Here is a 15,718-nt window from a genome sequence, read left to right as displayed (position 1 = left end):
TATACATGAAAACGCTAATTTTGTTTTCTACCCGTGATGGACAAACGCGCGAGATTGCCGCTTATCTGGCCTCGCAATTAAGCGAACTGGGGGTGAGTACCGATGTGCTCAACCTCAATCGCGTTGGGGCGATTGACTGGTCAGCCTATGAGCGCGTCATTATCGGCGCGTCTATCCGTTATGGTCATTTCAATCCGGCGCTGGATAGTTTCGTAAAGCAGTACCAGAAAAACCTGAATGCGCTGCCCAGCGCGTTCTTCTCCGTCAACCTTGTCGCGCGCAAGCCAGAGAAACGTACTCCACAGACCAACAACTATACCCGCAAGTTTTTGCTGCGTTCACCATGGCGTCCTGATGAGTGCGTGGTGTTTGCCGGGGCGCTGCGCTACCCACGTTATCGCTGGTTTGATCGCCTGATGATTCGACTCATCATGAAAATGACGGGAGGGGAAACGGATACCAGCAAGGAAGTGGTCTACACCGACTGGCAGCAGGTGACGGAATTTGCGCGCAAAATCGCTCAATTAAACAGCAAGGCGCCGGTTTAATCGTCGCTATGAATGAAATGTGAGCGAACGATAATTTTTTTGAATTTTATACTTGTCACTTCCTAAGAACTCCCTATAATGCGCCTCCACTGACACGGAACAACGGCAAACAAGCCGCCGGGTCAGCGGGGTTCTCAGGCGAATGCCGGTGAGAAAACCGCAGAGAAGAGTAAAAATAAATACTTGACTCTGCAGCGGGAAAGCGTAATATGCACACCCCGCTCCGCAGCGAAAAACGAAGCGGCACTGCTCTTTAACAATTTATCAGACAATCTGTGTGGGCACTCAAAGTGACATGGATTCTTGATGTCTTCGGACACTAAATGAATACCAAGTCTCTGGAGTGAACACGTAATTCATTACGAAGTTTAATTCTAAGAGCATCAAACTTTTAAATTGAAGAGTTTGATCATGGCTCAGATTGAACGCTGGCGGCAGGCCTAACACATGCAAGTCGAACGGTAGCACAGAGGAGCTTGCTCCTCGGGTGACGAGTGGCGGACGGGTGAGTAATGTCTGGGAAACTGCCCGATGGAGGGGGATAACTACTGGAAACGGTAGCTAATACCGCATAACGTCGCAAGACCAAAGAGGGGGACCTTCGGGCCTCTTGCCATCGGATGTGCCCAGATGGGATTAGCTAGTAGGTGGGGTAACGGCTCACCTAGGCGACGATCCCTAGCTGGTCTGAGAGGATGACCAGCCACACTGGAACTGAGACACGGTCCAGACTCCTACGGGAGGCAGCAGTGGGGAATATTGCACAATGGGCGCAAGCCTGATGCAGCCATGCCGCGTGTGTGAAGAAGGCCTTCGGGTTGTAAAGCACTTTCAGCGGGGAGGAAGGCGATACGGTTAATAACCGTGTTGATTGACGTTACCCGCAGAAGAAGCACCGGCTAACTCCGTGCCAGCAGCCGCGGTAATACGGAGGGTGCAAGCGTTAATCGGAATTACTGGGCGTAAAGCGCACGCAGGCGGTCTGTCAAGTCGGATGTGAAATCCCCGGGCTCAACCTGGGAACTGCATTCGAAACTGGCAGGCTTGAGTCTTGTAGAGGGGGGTAGAATTCCAGGTGTAGCGGTGAAATGCGTAGAGATCTGGAGGAATACCGGTGGCGAAGGCGGCCCCCTGGACAAAGACTGACGCTCAGGTGCGAAAGCGTGGGGAGCAAACAGGATTAGATACCCTGGTAGTCCACGCCGTAAACGATGTCGACTTGGAGGTTGTGCCCTTGAGGCGTGGCTTCCGGAGCTAACGCGTTAAGTCGACCGCCTGGGGAGTACGGCCGCAAGGTTAAAACTCAAATGAATTGACGGGGGCCCGCACAAGCGGTGGAGCATGTGGTTTAATTCGATGCAACGCGAAGAACCTTACCTGGTCTTGACATCCACGGAATTCGGCAGAGATGCCTTAGTGCCTTCGGGAACCGTGAGACAGGTGCTGCATGGCTGTCGTCAGCTCGTGTTGTGAAATGTTGGGTTAAGTCCCGCAACGAGCGCAACCCTTATCCTTTGTTGCCAGCGGTCCGGCCGGGAACTCAAAGGAGACTGCCAGTGATAAACTGGAGGAAGGTGGGGATGACGTCAAGTCATCATGGCCCTTACGACCAGGGCTACACACGTGCTACAATGGCGCATACAAAGAGAAGCGACCTCGCGAGAGCAAGCGGACCTCATAAAGTGCGTCGTAGTCCGGATTGGAGTCTGCAACTCGACTCCATGAAGTCGGAATCGCTAGTAATCGTGGATCAGAATGCCACGGTGAATACGTTCCCGGGCCTTGTACACACCGCCCGTCACACCATGGGAGTGGGTTGCAAAAGAAGTAGGTAGCTTAACCTTCGGGAGGGCGCTTACCACTTTGTGATTCATGACTGGGGTGAAGTCGTAACAAGGTAACCGTAGGGGAACCTGCGGTTGGATCACCTCCTTACCTTAAAGAACCTGCCTTTGCAGTGCTCACACAGATTGTCTGATGAAATACAGCAGTAAAAAATCTCTGCAGGCTTGTAGCTCAGGTGGTTAGAGCGCACCCCTGATAAGGGTGAGGTCGGTGGTTCAAGTCCACTCAGGCCTACCAAATTCTTCCTGAATACTGCGTTGTGAAATAACCCGCATACCTGAGTATGCTTCGTTATTCCACGCCTTGTCTCAGAAAGAATTACGGTTAACGAGATTTGACCACGATGGGGCTATAGCTCAGCTGGGAGAGCGCCTGCTTTGCACGCAGGAGGTCTGCGGTTCGATCCCGCATAGCTCCACCATCATTTACTGCGAACACAAGAAAACTTCAGAGTGAACCTGAAAAGGTGCACTGCGAAGTTTTGCTCTTTAAAAATCTGGATCAAGCTGAAAATTGAAACGACACACAGTGTCTGTTCTCCGTAATAAGAACAGATGACAGTGTGTTCGAGTCTCTCAAATTTTTACAGCGCGAGGATGAATCGAAAGAAACATCTTCGGGTTGTGAGGTTAAGCGACTAAGCGTACACGGTGGATGCCCTGGCAGTCAGAGGCGATGAAGGACGTGCTAATCTGCGAAAAGCGCCGGCGAGGTGATATGAACCTTTGACCCGGCGATGTCCGAATGGGGAAACCCAGTGTGATTCGTCACACTATCATTAACTGAATCCATAGGTTAATGAGGCGAACCGGGGGAACTGAAACATCTAAGTACCCCGAGGAAAAGAAATCAACCGAGATTCCCCCAGTAGCGGCGAGCGAACGGGGAGCAGCCCAGAGCCTGAATCAGCTTGTGTGTTAGTGGAAGCGTCTGGAAAGTCGCGCGATACAGGGTGACAGCCCCGTACACGAAAGCACACAGGCTGTGAGCTCGATGAGTAGGGCGGGACACGTGGTATCCTGTCTGAATATGGGGGGACCATCCTCCAAGGCTAAATACTCCTGACTGACCGATAGTGAACCAGTACCGTGAGGGAAAGGCGAAAAGAACCCCGGCGAGGGGAGTGAAAAAGAACCTGAAACCGTGTACGTACAAGCAGTGGGAGCACCTTCGTGGTGTGACTGCGTACCTTTTGTATAATGGGTCAGCGACTTATATTCTGTAGCAAGGTTAACCGAATAGGGGAGCCGAAGGGAAACCGAGTCTTAACTGGGCGTTAAGTTGCAGGGTATAGACCCGAAACCCGGTGATCTAGCCATGGGCAGGTTGAAGGTTGGGTAACACTAACTGGAGGACCGAACCGACTAATGTTGAAAAATTAGCGGATGACTTGTGGCTGGGGGTGAAAGGCCAATCAAACCGGGAGATAGCTGGTTCTCCCCGAAAGCTATTTAGGTAGCGCCTCGTGAATTCATCTCCGGGGGTAGAGCACTGTTTCGGCTAGGGGGCCATCCCGGCTTACCAACCCGATGCAAACTACGAATACCGGAGAATGTTATCACGGGAGACACACGGCGGGTGCTAACGTCCGTCGTGAAGAGGGAAACAACCCAGACCGCCAGCTAAGGTCCCAAAGTCATGGTTAAGTGGGAAACGATGTGGGAAGGCACAGACAGCCAGGATGTTGGCTTAGAAGCAGCCATCATTTAAAGAAAGCGTAATAGCTCACTGGTCGAGTCGGCCTGCGCGGAAGATGTAACGGGGCTAAACCATGCACCGAAGCTGCGGCAGCGACACTATGTGTTGTTGGGTAGGGGAGCGTTCTGTAAGCCTGCGAAGGTGTGCTGTGAGGCATGCTGGAGGTATCAGAAGTGCGAATGCTGACATAAGTAACGATAAAGCGGGTGAAAAGCCCGCTCGCCGGAAGACCAAGGGTTCCTGTCCAACGTTAATCGGGGCAGGGTGAGTCGACCCCTAAGGCGAGGCCGAAAGGCGTAGTCGATGGGAAACAGGTTAATATTCCTGTACTTGGTGTTACTGCGAAGGGGGGACGGAGAAGGCTATGTTAGCCGGGCGACGGTTGTCCCGGTTTAAGCATGTAGGCTGGTTATCCAGGCAAATCCGGATAATCAAGGCTGAGGTGTGATGACGAGTCACTACGGTGATGAAGTAACAAATGCCCTGCTTCCAGGAAAAGCCTCTAAGCATCAGGTAACACGAAATCGTACCCCAAACCGACACAGGTGGTCAGGTAGAGAATACCAAGGCGCTTGAGAGAACTCGGGTGAAGGAACTAGGCAAAATGGTGCCGTAACTTCGGGAGAAGGCACGCTGATGTGTAGGTGAAGTCCCTGCGGACGGAGCTGAAATCAGTCGAAGATACCAGCTGGCTGCAACTGTTTATTAAAAACACAGCACTGTGCAAACACGAAAGTGGACGTATACGGTGTGACGCCTGCCCGGTGCCGGAAGGTTAATTGATGGGGTTATCCGTAAGGAGAAGCTCTTGATCGAAGCCCCGGTAAACGGCGGCCGTAACTATAACGGTCCTAAGGTAGCGAAATTCCTTGTCGGGTAAGTTCCGACCTGCACGAATGGCGTAATGATGGCCAGGCTGTCTCCACCCGAGACTCAGTGAAATTGAACTCGCTGTGAAGATGCAGTGTACCCGCGGCAAGACGGAAAGACCCCGTGAACCTTTACTATAGCTTGACACTGAACATTGAGCCTTGATGTGTAGGATAGGTGGGAGGCTTTGAAGTGTGGACGCCAGTCTGCATGGAGCCAACCTTGAAATACCACCCTTTAATGTTTGATGTTCTAACGTGGACCCGTAATCCGGGTTGCGGACAGTGTCTGGTGGGTAGTTTGACTGGGGCGGTCTCCTCCCAAAGAGTAACGGAGGAGCACGAAGGTTGGCTAATCCTGGTCGGACATCAGGAGGTTAGTGCAATGGCATAAGCCAGCTTGACTGCGAGCGTGACGGCGCGAGCAGGTGCGAAAGCAGGTCATAGTGATCCGGTGGTTCTGAATGGAAGGGCCATCGCTCAACGGATAAAAGGTACTCCGGGGATAACAGGCTGATACCGCCCAAGAGTTCATATCGACGGCGGTGTTTGGCACCTCGATGTCGGCTCATCACATCCTGGGGCTGAAGTAGGTCCCAAGGGTATGGCTGTTCGCCATTTAAAGTGGTACGCGAGCTGGGTTTAGAACGTCGTGAGACAGTTCGGTCCCTATCTGCCGTGGGCGCTGGAAGATTGAGGGGGGCTGCTCCTAGTACGAGAGGACCGGAGTGGACGCATCACTGGTGTTCGGGTTGTCATGCCAATGGCATTGCCCGGTAGCTACATGCGGAAGAGATAAGTGCTGAAAGCATCTAAGCACGAAACTTGCCCCGAGATGAGTCTTCCCTTGTCCTTTAAGGACACTAAAGGAACGTTGAAGACGACGACGTTGATAGGCCGGGTGTGTAAGCGCAGCGATGCGTTGAGCTAACCGGTACTAATGAACCGTGAGGCTTAACCTTACAACGCCGAAGATGTTTTGGCGGATTTGAGAAGACGAACAATATTCAGCTTAGATTCAGAGTCCGAAGGATTTTGCGCTGAGACAAGGCGGCCAGCGAAGAAAAGGAAGGAGCATACTGAGGTATGTGACTGACTTTACGAGAGCAGCCAACGCAGTATCAGCACAAAAGACACAGGACAGAGCACAAAGAATTTGCCTGGCGGCTTTAGCGCGGTGGTCCCACCTGACCCCATGCCGAACTCAGAAGTGAAACGCCGTAGCGCCGATGGTAGTGTGGGGTCTCCCCATGTGAGAGTAGGGAACTGCCAGGCATCAAACCAGTAAGAAGCCCATCCTGACGGATGGGCTTTTTGCGTTTTTATTCCTTCCGAAACCTTCCATATAACCACAAGCGCTCACCTTGCATATGCGGTAAACTAGCCGGGTTTTTGCATCAGGACAGCGTCTATGAACCACTCCCTTAAGCCCTGGAATACCTTCGGCATTGATCACAATGCAAATAAAATAATACGTGCTGAAAGTGTGCAGCAATTGCTTGAAGCGTGGCAGGAATCCGTAAGTAATGGACAGCCTGTGTTGATGCTGGGTGAGGGCAGCAATGTTCTTTTCCTGGAAGATTTCGCAGGTACGATCATTATCAACCGTATCCTGGGTATTGAAACTGAGGAAAGCGCCGAAGCCTGGCATGTCCACGTTGGTGCCGGAGAAAACTGGCATCAGCTCGTACAGTATACGCTCTCGCACGGAATGCCCGGACTGGAAAACCTGGCGTTAATCCCCGGTTGTGTTGGTTCATCGCCTATCCAGAACATAGGCGCATACGGTATTGAATTGCAGCGTGTCTGTGCCTATGTCGATTGTATCGAATTGAGTACCGGCGATACCCGGCGATTAACCGCTGAAGCTTGCCGTTTTGGTTATCGTGATAGCATCTTCAAGCATGAGTATCAGGATCGCTACGCAATCGTTGCGGTCGGCCTGCGCTTACCTAAGCAGTGGCAGCCGGTCCTGACCTATGGCGATCTGATTCGCCTGGATCCGGCAACGGTAACGCCGCAGAACGTTTTTGAAGAGGTTTGCCGCATGCGTACCAGCAAGTTGCCTGACCCAAAAGTAAACGGTAATGCTGGTAGCTTCTTTAAAAATCCGGTTGTGAGCGCTGAAATGGCCGCCGCACTACTGGAAAAATCGCCGAAAGCTCCTCATTACCCTCAACCTGACGGTACAGTAAAACTCGCTGCCGGATGGCTTATCGATCAATGCCAGTTAAAAGGTGTATCCATTGGCGGGGCTGCAGTTCATCCGCTACAGGCTCTGGTGCTAATTAATCAAGATCACGCGACCAGTGAAGATGTCGTTCGTCTGGCACGCCATGTACGCGCACAGGTTGGGGCGAAGTTTGATGTCTGGCTGGAGCCGGAGGTGCGTTTTATCGGCCATCGTGGCGAAGTTAATGCCGTGGAGGTGATTGCATGAAAGACAGCACCATTCCGTTAACCCTGGTTTCTATCCTTGCTGATGGCGAATTCCATTCTGGCGAACAGCTCGGTGAACGGTTGGGAATGAGTCGTGCAGCTATCAATAAGCACATTCAAACCCTGCGCGACTGGGGAGTGGATGTATTTACTGTGCCAGGTAAAGGTTACAGTCTTCCTGAACCCATCCAATTGCTGAATGGAGAGCAGATTGTAGCGCAGGTACAAACAGGTAAAGTGGCCGTGTTGCCGGTTATTGATTCTACTAATCAATATCTACTGGACCGTATAAGCGAATTGCGATCCGGCGATGCCTGTGTCGCAGAATATCAACAGGCGGGGCGGGGACGCCGTGGTCGTAAGTGGTTCTCTCCTTTTGGCGCTAATCTTTATCTTTCTATGTACTGGCGACTTGAGCAAGGCCCAGCGGCGGCAATTGGACTCAGTCTGGTCATTGGTATCATTATGGCCGAAGTGCTACAGGAATTAGGCGCTGAAAACGTTCGGGTTAAATGGCCTAATGATCTCTATCTGGGCGACCGTAAACTTGCTGGCATCTTAGTAGAACTAACAGGCAAAACTGGCGATGCTGCGCAGATCGTGATAGGGGCGGGTATTAACCTCTCTATGCGACGTGCGGAAAGTGATGTTATCAATCAAGGCTGGGTGAACCTGCAAGAAGCGGGAGTCGTCATTGATCGCAATACGCTTGCAGTGCGTTTAATCAATGCATTACGTTCCGCGCTCCAGTCCTTTGAACAGGAAGGGTTAAGCCCCTGGCTATCTCGCTGGAAGAAACTGGATAACTTTATTGATCGCCCGGTGAAATTGATCATTGGCGAGAGAGAAATATTTGGCATCTCACGTGGTATTGATGCACAGGGCGCATTGTTGCTTGAACAGGATGGGATAATTAAACCCTGGATGGGTGGGGAAATTTCCTTACGCAGTGCCGAATAATAACAAGGGGAGCATTTCGCTCCCCTTGTTTTATTTTCGCAGGCGTACCTGCTCGACCGCGTGATTGGCGCTTTTGGTCATGACAAGGCTTGCACGCTCACGGGTTGGAAGAATATTTTCTTTCAAATTTAGCCAGTTAATTTCTTTCCAAAGAGATGTGGCTATATTGATGGCTTCTTCTTCTGTCAATTTCGCATAGTTGTGGAAATAAGAATCCGGGTCGGCGAAAGCCCCTTCACGAAATTTCAGGAAGCGATTGATATACCATTTCTGCAACAGTTCTTCCGGCGCATCGACATAAATAGAGAAGTCGACGAAGTCAGAAACAAATACATGATGGGGATCATGCGGGTAATCCATACCGCTTTGTAATACATTGAGTCCTTCAAGTATCAAAATATCTGGCTGGGTTACTGTTTTATCCCCGTCCGGGATAACATCGTAAATTAAATGTGAATATACTGGCGCAGTAACGTTTGGCACGCCGGATTTAATATCGGAAACAAACTTTACCAGACGGTGCATATCATAAGACTGCGGAAACCCTTTCTTCTTCATCAGGCCGCGATCTTTTAAAACCTGATTAGGATGCAAAAAACCATCGGTGGTGATTAATTCAACGCGACGATGTTCAGGCCAGCGGCTTAATAACGCCTGCAGTACGCGCGCCGTCGTGCTTTTACCCACGGCAACGCTACCTGCAATGCTGATAATATAAGGAATTCTTTGTCCATTCGTGCCTAAGAATTGTTCAAGCACGGCCTGACGACGCAAATTCGAACTGATATAAAAATTGAGCAAACGCGACAGTGGCAGATAGATTTCTGCGACCTCTTCCAGAGAGAGATCTTCATTAATGCCTTTTAACCGCGCGATTTCACCCTCAGTGAGCGTCATCGGCACTGAATCACGAAGCGCAGCCCACTGGCTACGATTGAACTGCAAGTACGGAGTCATTAACGTTTGCTCTTTTTTACTCATAAGCTTTTTCTGCCTGCCATGGTGGCTCGCCACGTATGCTTCTGACACGGAGCGAGAAGCCTTCTTTTAAGGTAATGCGATGGCGCGACGTTATTGATATAAGTTAGGACAATGGGCAGGAGGTTAACACCAGATGACAGGGAATAATATGAAAAATCGCGTCTGCATGATGCTTTCCGGAGAAAGCATCACGTTTCAGAGACCGCCGACAATAGCGCAGGTTACCTGACTTGCCTCGAATAAACGCGGGAAATAATTCGCAGCTGAATGTGTGCTTCCATCTGTTGAGTCCAGGTAATCCTCTATTTCACCAGCCCGGCGTTATCCCTATATACGGTTGAAACCTTCTGTGTGCGAACCGGCACGAGAAAAGGTCGCATTGCCGGCATACGCCCGTTTCACAATTGCCTTAATAAGGCATCATCTACAGCGCCTGGCGGAGCCGGCAATGGACTCAATGCATCTTAATGGTTGCATGGTCGGGCATCCGGACGTCTTTACGGTGCTATAAATCAATGCAGCCAGCATTCCGCCTGTTGAGGAATGACCATCTCGCCCTCCTTAAACGCGGGATTTCTTACTGATGGGTTAAGAAGACCTATGGCGAGAAGGCAAATGCACCTTATGCAAGCAAACGTGAGATACGCCTGGCATAAAAGTTGAAGGGAGATGCCCGTTAATCACGGTTCCGGTACTGGTTTTTTCCGCTGATTTGCTTGAAATAGCAGCATTTAACGGCCTTGTCGTGCAAAATGTGAGCGATAGAACAATTTGTGCAATTTTTTAGTTGCATCAAGCGCGCTGTCTCCCTAGAATGCGCGCTACTTGATGCCGACTTAGCTCAGTAGGTAGAGCAACTGACTTGTAATCAGTAGGTCACCAGTTCGATTCCGGTAGTCGGCACCATCAAGTCCGGTGGGGTTCCCGAGCGGCCAAAGGGAGCAGACTGTAAATCTGCCGTCACAGACTTCGAAGGTTCGAATCCTTCCCCCACCACCATTTTCGGTCACCTTGTGTGACCAGAGTTGGTGTCAAAACTGAATCAACTCAAAGGGAGAGTTTTCTTCTCCTGAAACACAGAAAGAATAGGGTAGCCGAGTTTTAGGATGCGGGCATCGTATAATGGCTATTACCTCAGCCTTCCAAGCTGATGATGCGGGTTCGATTCCCGCTGCCCGCTCCAGACGTGCTGATATGGCTCAGTTGGTAGAGCGCACCCTTGGTAAGGGTGAGGTCCCCAGTTCGACTCTGGGTATCAGCACCACTTCTTTATCTCTCCTCCCCTGTTTCTCTCTGTTTATTGCATTCAACAAGTCGGGCATGTTGCCTGGTTGATGTGGTGATATCACCGATTTATCCGTGTCTTAGAGGGACAATCGATGTCTAAAGAAAAGTTTGAACGTACAAAACCGCACGTTAACGTCGGTACTATCGGCCACGTTGACCATGGTAAAACAACGCTGACCGCTGCCATCACTACCGTTCTGTCCAAAACTTACGGTGGCCAGGCTCGCGCATTCGACCAGATCGATAACGCGCCGGAAGAAAAAGCACGTGGTATCACCATCAACACCTCTCACGTTGAATACGATACTGCGATCCGTCACTACGCACACGTAGACTGCCCGGGCCACGCCGACTATGTTAAAAACATGATCACCGGTGCTGCGCAGATGGACGGCGCGATCCTGGTTGTTGCTGCGACTGACGGCCCGATGCCGCAGACTCGTGAGCACATCCTGCTGGGTCGTCAGGTAGGCGTTCCGTACATCATCGTGTTCCTGAACAAATGCGACATGGTTGATGACGAAGAGCTGCTGGAACTGGTTGAAATGGAAGTTCGTGAACTTCTGTCTCAGTACGATTTCCCGGGCGACGACACGCCGATCGTTCGTGGTTCTGCTCTGAAAGCGCTGGAAGGCGACGCAGAGTGGGAAGCGAAAATCATCGAACTGGCTGGCCACCTGGATACCTATATCCCGGAACCAGAGCGTGCGATTGACAAGCCGTTCCTGCTGCCGATCGAAGACGTATTCTCCATCTCCGGTCGTGGTACCGTTGTTACCGGTCGTGTAGAGCGCGGTATCATCAAAGTAGGTGAAGAAGTTGAAATCGTTGGTATCAAAGATACTGCGAAATCAACCTGTACCGGCGTTGAAATGTTCCGCAAACTGCTGGACGAAGGCCGTGCGGGTGAGAACGTTGGTGTTCTGCTGCGTGGTATCAAACGTGAAGAAATCGAACGTGGTCAGGTACTGGCTAAGCCGGGTACCATCAAGCCGCACACCAAGTTCGAATCTGAAGTGTACATTCTGTCCAAAGATGAAGGCGGTCGTCACACGCCGTTCTTCAAAGGCTACCGTCCGCAGTTCTACTTCCGTACAACTGACGTGACTGGCACCATCGAACTGCCGGAAGGCGTAGAGATGGTAATGCCGGGCGACAACATCAAAATGGTTGTTACCCTGATCCACCCGATCGCGATGGACGACGGTCTGCGTTTCGCAATCCGTGAAGGCGGCCGTACTGTAGGCGCGGGCGTTGTAGCAAAAGTTCTCGGCTAATCGCTGATAACATTTGACGCTAAGCGTAAGAAAAGGGCATCATTTGATGCCCTTTTTGCACGCTCTCGAATCAGAACCTGGCTCATCAGTGATTTTTTTTGTCATAATCATTGCTGAGACAGGCTCTGTAGATGGCGTTAAATCCGAAACGCGCCAGAGCATTTCGGTTTGGTTGCCTCGCCTATGCGGGGCAAAAATGTTTGTCTGATTCTTGTAACAGGTTGGTTTATGAGTGCGAATACCGAAGCTCAAGGGAGCGGGCGCGGCCTGGAAGCGATGAAGTGGGTTGTTGTTGCTGTTCTGTTGCTCGTAGCGATCGTTGGCAACTACCTTTATCGTGACATGATGCTGCCGCTGCGTGCGCTGGCCGTTGTGATTCTGATTGCTGCAGCAGGTGGTGTCGCGCTGTTGACGACGAAGGGTAAAGCGACCGTTGCGTTTGCCCGCGAAGCGAGAACTGAAGTCCGTAAGGTAATTTGGCCGACTCGCCAGGAAACATTGCACACCACATTGATCGTAGCTGCCGTAACTGCGGTTATGTCACTTATTTTGTGGGGACTGGATGGTATTCTGGTTCGCCTCGTTTCCTTTATCACTGGCCTGAGGTTCTGAGATGTCTGAAGCTCCTAAAAAGCGCTGGTACGTCGTTCAGGCGTTTTCCGGTTTTGAAGGCCGCGTAGCGACTTCGCTGCGTGAGCACATCAAATTACACAACATGGAAGAGTTGTTTGGCGAAGTTATGGTGCCGACCGAAGAAGTGGTCGAAATCCGTGGTGGCCAGCGTCGCAAAAGCGAACGCAAATTCTTCCCGGGTTACGTACTGGTCCAGATGGTCATGAACGACGCGAGCTGGCACCTGGTGCGCAGCGTTCCGCGCGTAATGGGCTTCATCGGTGGTACTTCCGATCGTCCGGCGCCGATCAGCGATAAAGAAGTCGATGCGATTATGAACCGCCTGCAGCAGGTGGGTGATAAGCCGCGTCCGAAAACGCTGTTCGAACCAGGTGAAATGGTCCGCGTTAACGATGGTCCGTTTGCTGACTTTAACGGTGTGGTCGAAGAAGTTGACTACGAAAAGTCTCGCCTGAAAGTTTCCGTCTCCATTTTTGGTCGTGCGACCCCGGTGGAACTGGACTTTAGCCAGGTAGAGAAAGCCTAAAAAAAGGCGATCAAATGTTGCACAAGGCGCGAAGTTGGCATACAATTTCGCGCCTTTTGATTTTATGGGTCCAGTACCCGTAAAACGAATTTAAACACGGGGAGCCCTTCCGGGCGCTATAACCCAAACGAGGAAATTTCAATGGCTAAGAAAGTCCAGGCCTACGTCAAGCTGCAGGTTGCAGCTGGCATGGCAAACCCGAGCCCACCGGTTGGTCCGGCTCTGGGTCAGCAGGGTGTTAACATCATGGAATTCTGTAAAGCGTTCAACGCGAAAACTGATTCCATGGAAAAAGGTCTGCCGATTCCGGTTGTTATTACCGTTTACGCTGACCGTTCCTTCACTTTCGTTACCAAAACGCCTCCGGCAGCAGTTCTGCTGAAGAAAGCGGCTGGTATCAAGTCTGGTTCCGGCAAGCCGAACAAAGACAAAGTGGGTAAAATCTCCCGCGCTCAGCTGCAGGAAATCGCGCAGACCAAAGCTGCCGACATGACTGGCGCCGACATTGAAGCGATGACTCGCTCCATTGAAGGTACTGCACGTTCCATGGGCCTGGTAGTGGAGGATTAAGAAATGGCTAAACTGACCAAGCGCATGCGCGTGATCCGTGACAAAGTTGATGCGACCAAACAGTATGACATCAACGAAGCTATCTCTCTGCTGAAAGAGCTGGCCACTGCTAAATTCGTAGAAAGCGTTGACGTTGCTGTTAACCTCGGCATCGACGCGCGTAAATCCGATCAGAACGTACGTGGTGCAACTGTACTGCCGCACGGTACTGGCCGTTCCGTTCGCGTTGCCGTATTTACTCAGGGCGCAAACGCTGAAGCTGCTAAAGCTGCAGGCGCTGAGCTGGTAGGTATGGAAGATCTGGCAGACCAGATCAAGAAGGGCGAAATGAACTTTGACGTTGTTATTGCTTCCCCGGATGCAATGCGCGTTGTTGGCCAACTGGGCCAGGTTCTGGGTCCGCGTGGCCTGATGCCAAACCCGAAAGTGGGTACTGTAACGCCGAACGTTGCTGAAGCGGTTAAAAACGCAAAAGCAGGTCAGGTTCGTTACCGTAACGACAAAAACGGCATCATTCACACCACCATCGGTAAAGTGGATTTTGACGCTGACAAACTGAAAGAAAACCTGGAAGCTCTGCTGGTTGCGCTGAAAAAAGCAAAACCGACTCAGGCGAAAGGCGTGTACATCAAGAAAATCAGCATCTCCACCACCATGGGTGCTGGCGTTGCCGTTGATCAGGCTGGCCTGAGCGCTTCTGCAAACTAATGCCTTTACGTGGGCGGTGAATTTGTCTACAATTTTACCCCCACGATTCTGCAAATAGCAGATTTATATTCGAGATATTCAGGTTGTGGCAAGGCAGCAACCGAGTGAATCGCCAGGAGCATAGATAACTATGTGACTGGTGTGAACGAGGGAAGCTAACGCCGCCACGGGCTGAATAACGACGAATAAAAAAGATTTGTTCGTTGGAGCCTGGCCTAATCCAGGCCTCCGTCGAAGACCGCAGGTGTCTCGTAAGAGACTTAATCCCCTGCGTAGACGGTGACAGAACGCTAAGATTATTTTTTTGATACTCTGGCTTGTTTCTGCTCACCGTATTCAGACGCTCTTCATTTGAAGAGTGAAGTGAGTTCCAGAACATTTTGTTCTGGCAAACATCCAGGAGCAAAGCTAATGGCTTTAAATCTTCAAGACAAACAAGCGATTGTTGCTGAAGTCAGCGAAGTAGCCAAAGGCGCGCTGTCTGCGGTAGTTGCGGATTCCCGTGGCGTGACCGTAGACAAAATGACCGAACTGCGTAAAGCAGGTCGCGAAGCCGGCGTATACATGCGTGTTGTTCGTAACACCCTGCTGCGCCGTGTTGTTGAAGGTACTCAGTTTGAGTGCCTGAAAGACGCGTTCGTTGGTCCGACCCTGATTGCATACTCTATGGAACACCCGGGCGCTGCTGCTCGTCTGTTCAAAGAGTTCGCGAAAGCGAATGCAAAATTTGAGGTCAAAGCCGCTGCCTTTGAAGGTGAGTTAATCCCGGCATCTCAGATCGATCGCCTGGCAACTCTGCCGACCTACGAAGAAGCAATTGCACGCCTGATGGCAACCATGAAAGAAGCTTCGGCTGGCAAACTGGTTCGTACTCTGGCTGCTGTACGCGATGCGAAAGAAGCTGCTTAATCGCAGTTATCTTTGTAAAGCATCTGCTTACGTATAAACTTATTCTGATATTCAGGAACAATTTAAATGTCTATCACTAAAGATCAAATCATTGAAGCAGTATCCGCTATGTCCGTAATGGACGTTGTTGAGCTGATCTCTGCAATGGAAGAAAAATTCGGTGTTTCCGCTGCTGCTGCTGTCGCTGTAGCTGCTGGCCCGGTTGAAGCTGCTGAAGAAAAAACTGAATTCGACGTAATTCTGAAAGCTGCTGGCGCTAACAAAGTTGCTGTTATCAAAGCAGTACGTGGCGCAACTGGCCTGGGTCTGAAAGAAGCTAAAGACCTGGTAGAATCTGCACCTGCTGCCCTGAAAGAAGGCATCAGCAAAGACGACGCCGAAGCACTGAAAAAATCTCTGGAAGAAGCTGGCGCTGAAGTTGAAGTTAAATAAGCCAACTTTTCTGGTTGAAGCCTGAGAAATCAGGCC

11 protein-coding genes, 6 tRNA genes and 3 rRNA genes are annotated in these 15,718 nt (G+C 51.0%); 19 read left to right on the top strand and 1 reads right to left on the bottom strand.

Annotated elements, in window-relative coordinates:
* Positions 1-5: 5 nt before the first annotated feature.
* From hemG to birA, 8 genes are all read left to right on the top strand, one after another.
* Positions 6-548 (top strand): menaquinone-dependent protoporphyrinogen IX dehydrogenase, encoded by a 543-nt coding sequence (gene hemG / locus AB182_RS23910; RefSeq protein ID WP_047372264.1) that lies wholly within the window; start codon positions 6-8, stop codon positions 546-548.
* 393 nt (positions 549-941) lie between these two features.
* Positions 942-2,483 (top strand): 16S ribosomal RNA (locus AB182_RS23905).
* A gap of 70 nt (positions 2,484-2,553) precedes the next feature.
* Positions 2,554-2,630: transfer RNA gene (locus tag AB182_RS23900), tRNA-Ile, on the top strand.
* 108 nt (positions 2,631-2,738) lie between these two features.
* Positions 2,739-2,814 (top strand) — tRNA-Ala (locus AB182_RS23895).
* A gap of 206 nt (positions 2,815-3,020) precedes the next feature.
* Positions 3,021-5,922: ribosomal RNA gene (locus AB182_RS23890) — 23S ribosomal RNA — on the top strand.
* Positions 5,923-6,119: 197 nt separating this feature from the next.
* Positions 6,120-6,235 (top strand): 5S ribosomal RNA (rrf, locus tag AB182_RS23885).
* The 16S, 23S and 5S rRNA genes sit together here with 2 tRNA genes alongside, the layout of an rRNA operon.
* A 136-nt stretch (positions 6,236-6,371) precedes the next feature.
* A complete protein-coding gene (murB, locus tag AB182_RS23880; protein WP_047372263.1) occupies positions 6,372-7,400 on the top strand; it encodes a UDP-N-acetylmuramate dehydrogenase in 1,029 nt (342 codons plus the stop codon).
* Positions 7,397-8,359, top strand: coding sequence for a bifunctional biotin--[acetyl-CoA-carboxylase] ligase/biotin operon repressor BirA (birA, locus tag AB182_RS23875; protein WP_047372262.1), 963 nt, complete (start codon positions 7,397-7,399; stop codon positions 8,357-8,359). Before murB ends, birA begins: the two co-directional genes overlap by 4 nt.
* Positions 8,360-8,389: 30 nt before the next feature.
* On the opposite strand, the gene coaA is transcribed toward birA, so the two are convergent.
* A complete protein-coding gene (gene coaA / locus AB182_RS23870) occupies positions 8,390-9,340 on the bottom strand; it encodes a type I pantothenate kinase (protein WP_047372261.1) in 951 nt (316 codons plus the stop codon).
* Positions 9,341-10,170: 830 nt separating this feature from the next.
* Between coaA and AB182_RS23865 the strand changes: the two genes are divergently transcribed.
* From AB182_RS23865 to rplL, 11 genes are all read left to right on the top strand, one after another.
* A tRNA-Thr gene (locus AB182_RS23865) sits at positions 10,171-10,246 on the top strand.
* An 8-nt stretch (positions 10,247-10,254) separates the two neighbouring features.
* A tRNA-Tyr gene (locus AB182_RS23860) sits at positions 10,255-10,339 on the top strand.
* 109 nt (positions 10,340-10,448) lie between these two features.
* A tRNA-Gly gene (locus AB182_RS23855) sits at positions 10,449-10,523 on the top strand.
* Positions 10,524-10,528: 5 nt separating this feature from the next.
* Positions 10,529-10,604: transfer RNA gene (locus tag AB182_RS23850), tRNA-Thr, on the top strand.
* Positions 10,605-10,719: 115 nt separating this feature from the next.
* Positions 10,720-11,904 (top strand): elongation factor Tu, encoded by a 1,185-nt coding sequence (tuf, locus tag AB182_RS23845; RefSeq protein ID WP_047372260.1) that lies wholly within the window; start codon positions 10,720-10,722, stop codon positions 11,902-11,904.
* Positions 11,905-12,132: 228 nt separating this feature from the next.
* On the top strand, positions 12,133-12,516 hold the full coding sequence (secE, locus tag AB182_RS23840) for a preprotein translocase subunit SecE (RefSeq protein WP_003033128.1): 384 nt from the start codon (positions 12,133-12,135) through the stop codon (positions 12,514-12,516).
* 1 nt (position 12,517) lies between these two features.
* Positions 12,518-13,063, top strand: a complete 546-nt coding sequence (gene nusG, locus AB182_RS23835; protein WP_001287521.1) for a transcription termination/antitermination protein NusG — start codon at positions 12,518-12,520, stop codon at positions 13,061-13,063.
* Positions 13,064-13,204: 141 nt separating this feature from the next.
* Positions 13,205-13,633 (top strand): 50S ribosomal protein L11, encoded by a 429-nt coding sequence (gene rplK / locus AB182_RS23830; protein WP_006688357.1) that lies wholly within the window; start codon positions 13,205-13,207, stop codon positions 13,631-13,633.
* Positions 13,634-13,636: 3 nt separating this feature from the next.
* Complete coding sequence (gene rplA, locus AB182_RS23825) at positions 13,637-14,341, top strand: 50S ribosomal protein L1 (RefSeq protein WP_039076861.1); 705 nt, start codon at positions 13,637-13,639, stop codon at positions 14,339-14,341.
* 411 nt (positions 14,342-14,752) lie between these two features.
* Positions 14,753-15,250, top strand: coding sequence for a 50S ribosomal protein L10 (gene rplJ / locus AB182_RS23820; RefSeq protein WP_002438625.1), 498 nt, complete (start codon positions 14,753-14,755; stop codon positions 15,248-15,250).
* Positions 15,251-15,316: 66 nt separating this feature from the next.
* Positions 15,317-15,682 carry a 50S ribosomal protein L7/L12 gene (gene rplL, locus AB182_RS23815; protein WP_002884142.1) on the top strand — a complete coding sequence of 122 codons (366 nt, stop codon included), beginning with the start codon at positions 15,317-15,319 and terminating at the stop codon, positions 15,680-15,682.
* The last annotated feature ends 36 nt before the right edge of the window (positions 15,683-15,718 follow it).

The sequence above is a fragment of the Phytobacter ursingii genome (genome assembly GCF_001022135.1).
Classification (GTDB): domain Bacteria; phylum Pseudomonadota; class Gammaproteobacteria; order Enterobacterales; family Enterobacteriaceae; genus Phytobacter; species Phytobacter ursingii.
The sequence above is the reverse complement of the archived record's forward strand: the minus strand, read 5'-3'. Positions and strand labels throughout refer to the sequence as shown.

Coding starts and splice junctions, on each gene's coding strand:
- hemG (WP_047372264.1), top strand. CDS start 6: ATGAAAACGCTAATTTTGTTTTCTACCCGTGATGGACAAACGCGCGAG.
- murB (WP_047372263.1), top strand. CDS start 6,372: ATGAACCACTCCCTTAAGCCCTGGAATACCTTCGGCATTGATCACAAT.
- birA (WP_047372262.1), top strand. CDS start 7,397: ATGAAAGACAGCACCATTCCGTTAACCCTGGTTTCTATCCTTGCTGAT.
- coaA (WP_047372261.1), bottom strand. CDS start 9,340: ATGAGTAAAAAAGAGCAAACGTTAATGACTCCGTACTTGCAGTTCAAT.
- tuf (WP_047372260.1), top strand. CDS start 10,720: ATGTCTAAAGAAAAGTTTGAACGTACAAAACCGCACGTTAACGTCGGT.
- secE (WP_003033128.1), top strand. CDS start 12,133: ATGAGTGCGAATACCGAAGCTCAAGGGAGCGGGCGCGGCCTGGAAGCG.
- nusG (WP_001287521.1), top strand. CDS start 12,518: ATGTCTGAAGCTCCTAAAAAGCGCTGGTACGTCGTTCAGGCGTTTTCC.
- rplK (WP_006688357.1), top strand. CDS start 13,205: ATGGCTAAGAAAGTCCAGGCCTACGTCAAGCTGCAGGTTGCAGCTGGC.
- rplA (WP_039076861.1), top strand. CDS start 13,637: ATGGCTAAACTGACCAAGCGCATGCGCGTGATCCGTGACAAAGTTGAT.
- rplJ (WP_002438625.1), top strand. CDS start 14,753: ATGGCTTTAAATCTTCAAGACAAACAAGCGATTGTTGCTGAAGTCAGC.
- rplL (WP_002884142.1), top strand. CDS start 15,317: ATGTCTATCACTAAAGATCAAATCATTGAAGCAGTATCCGCTATGTCC.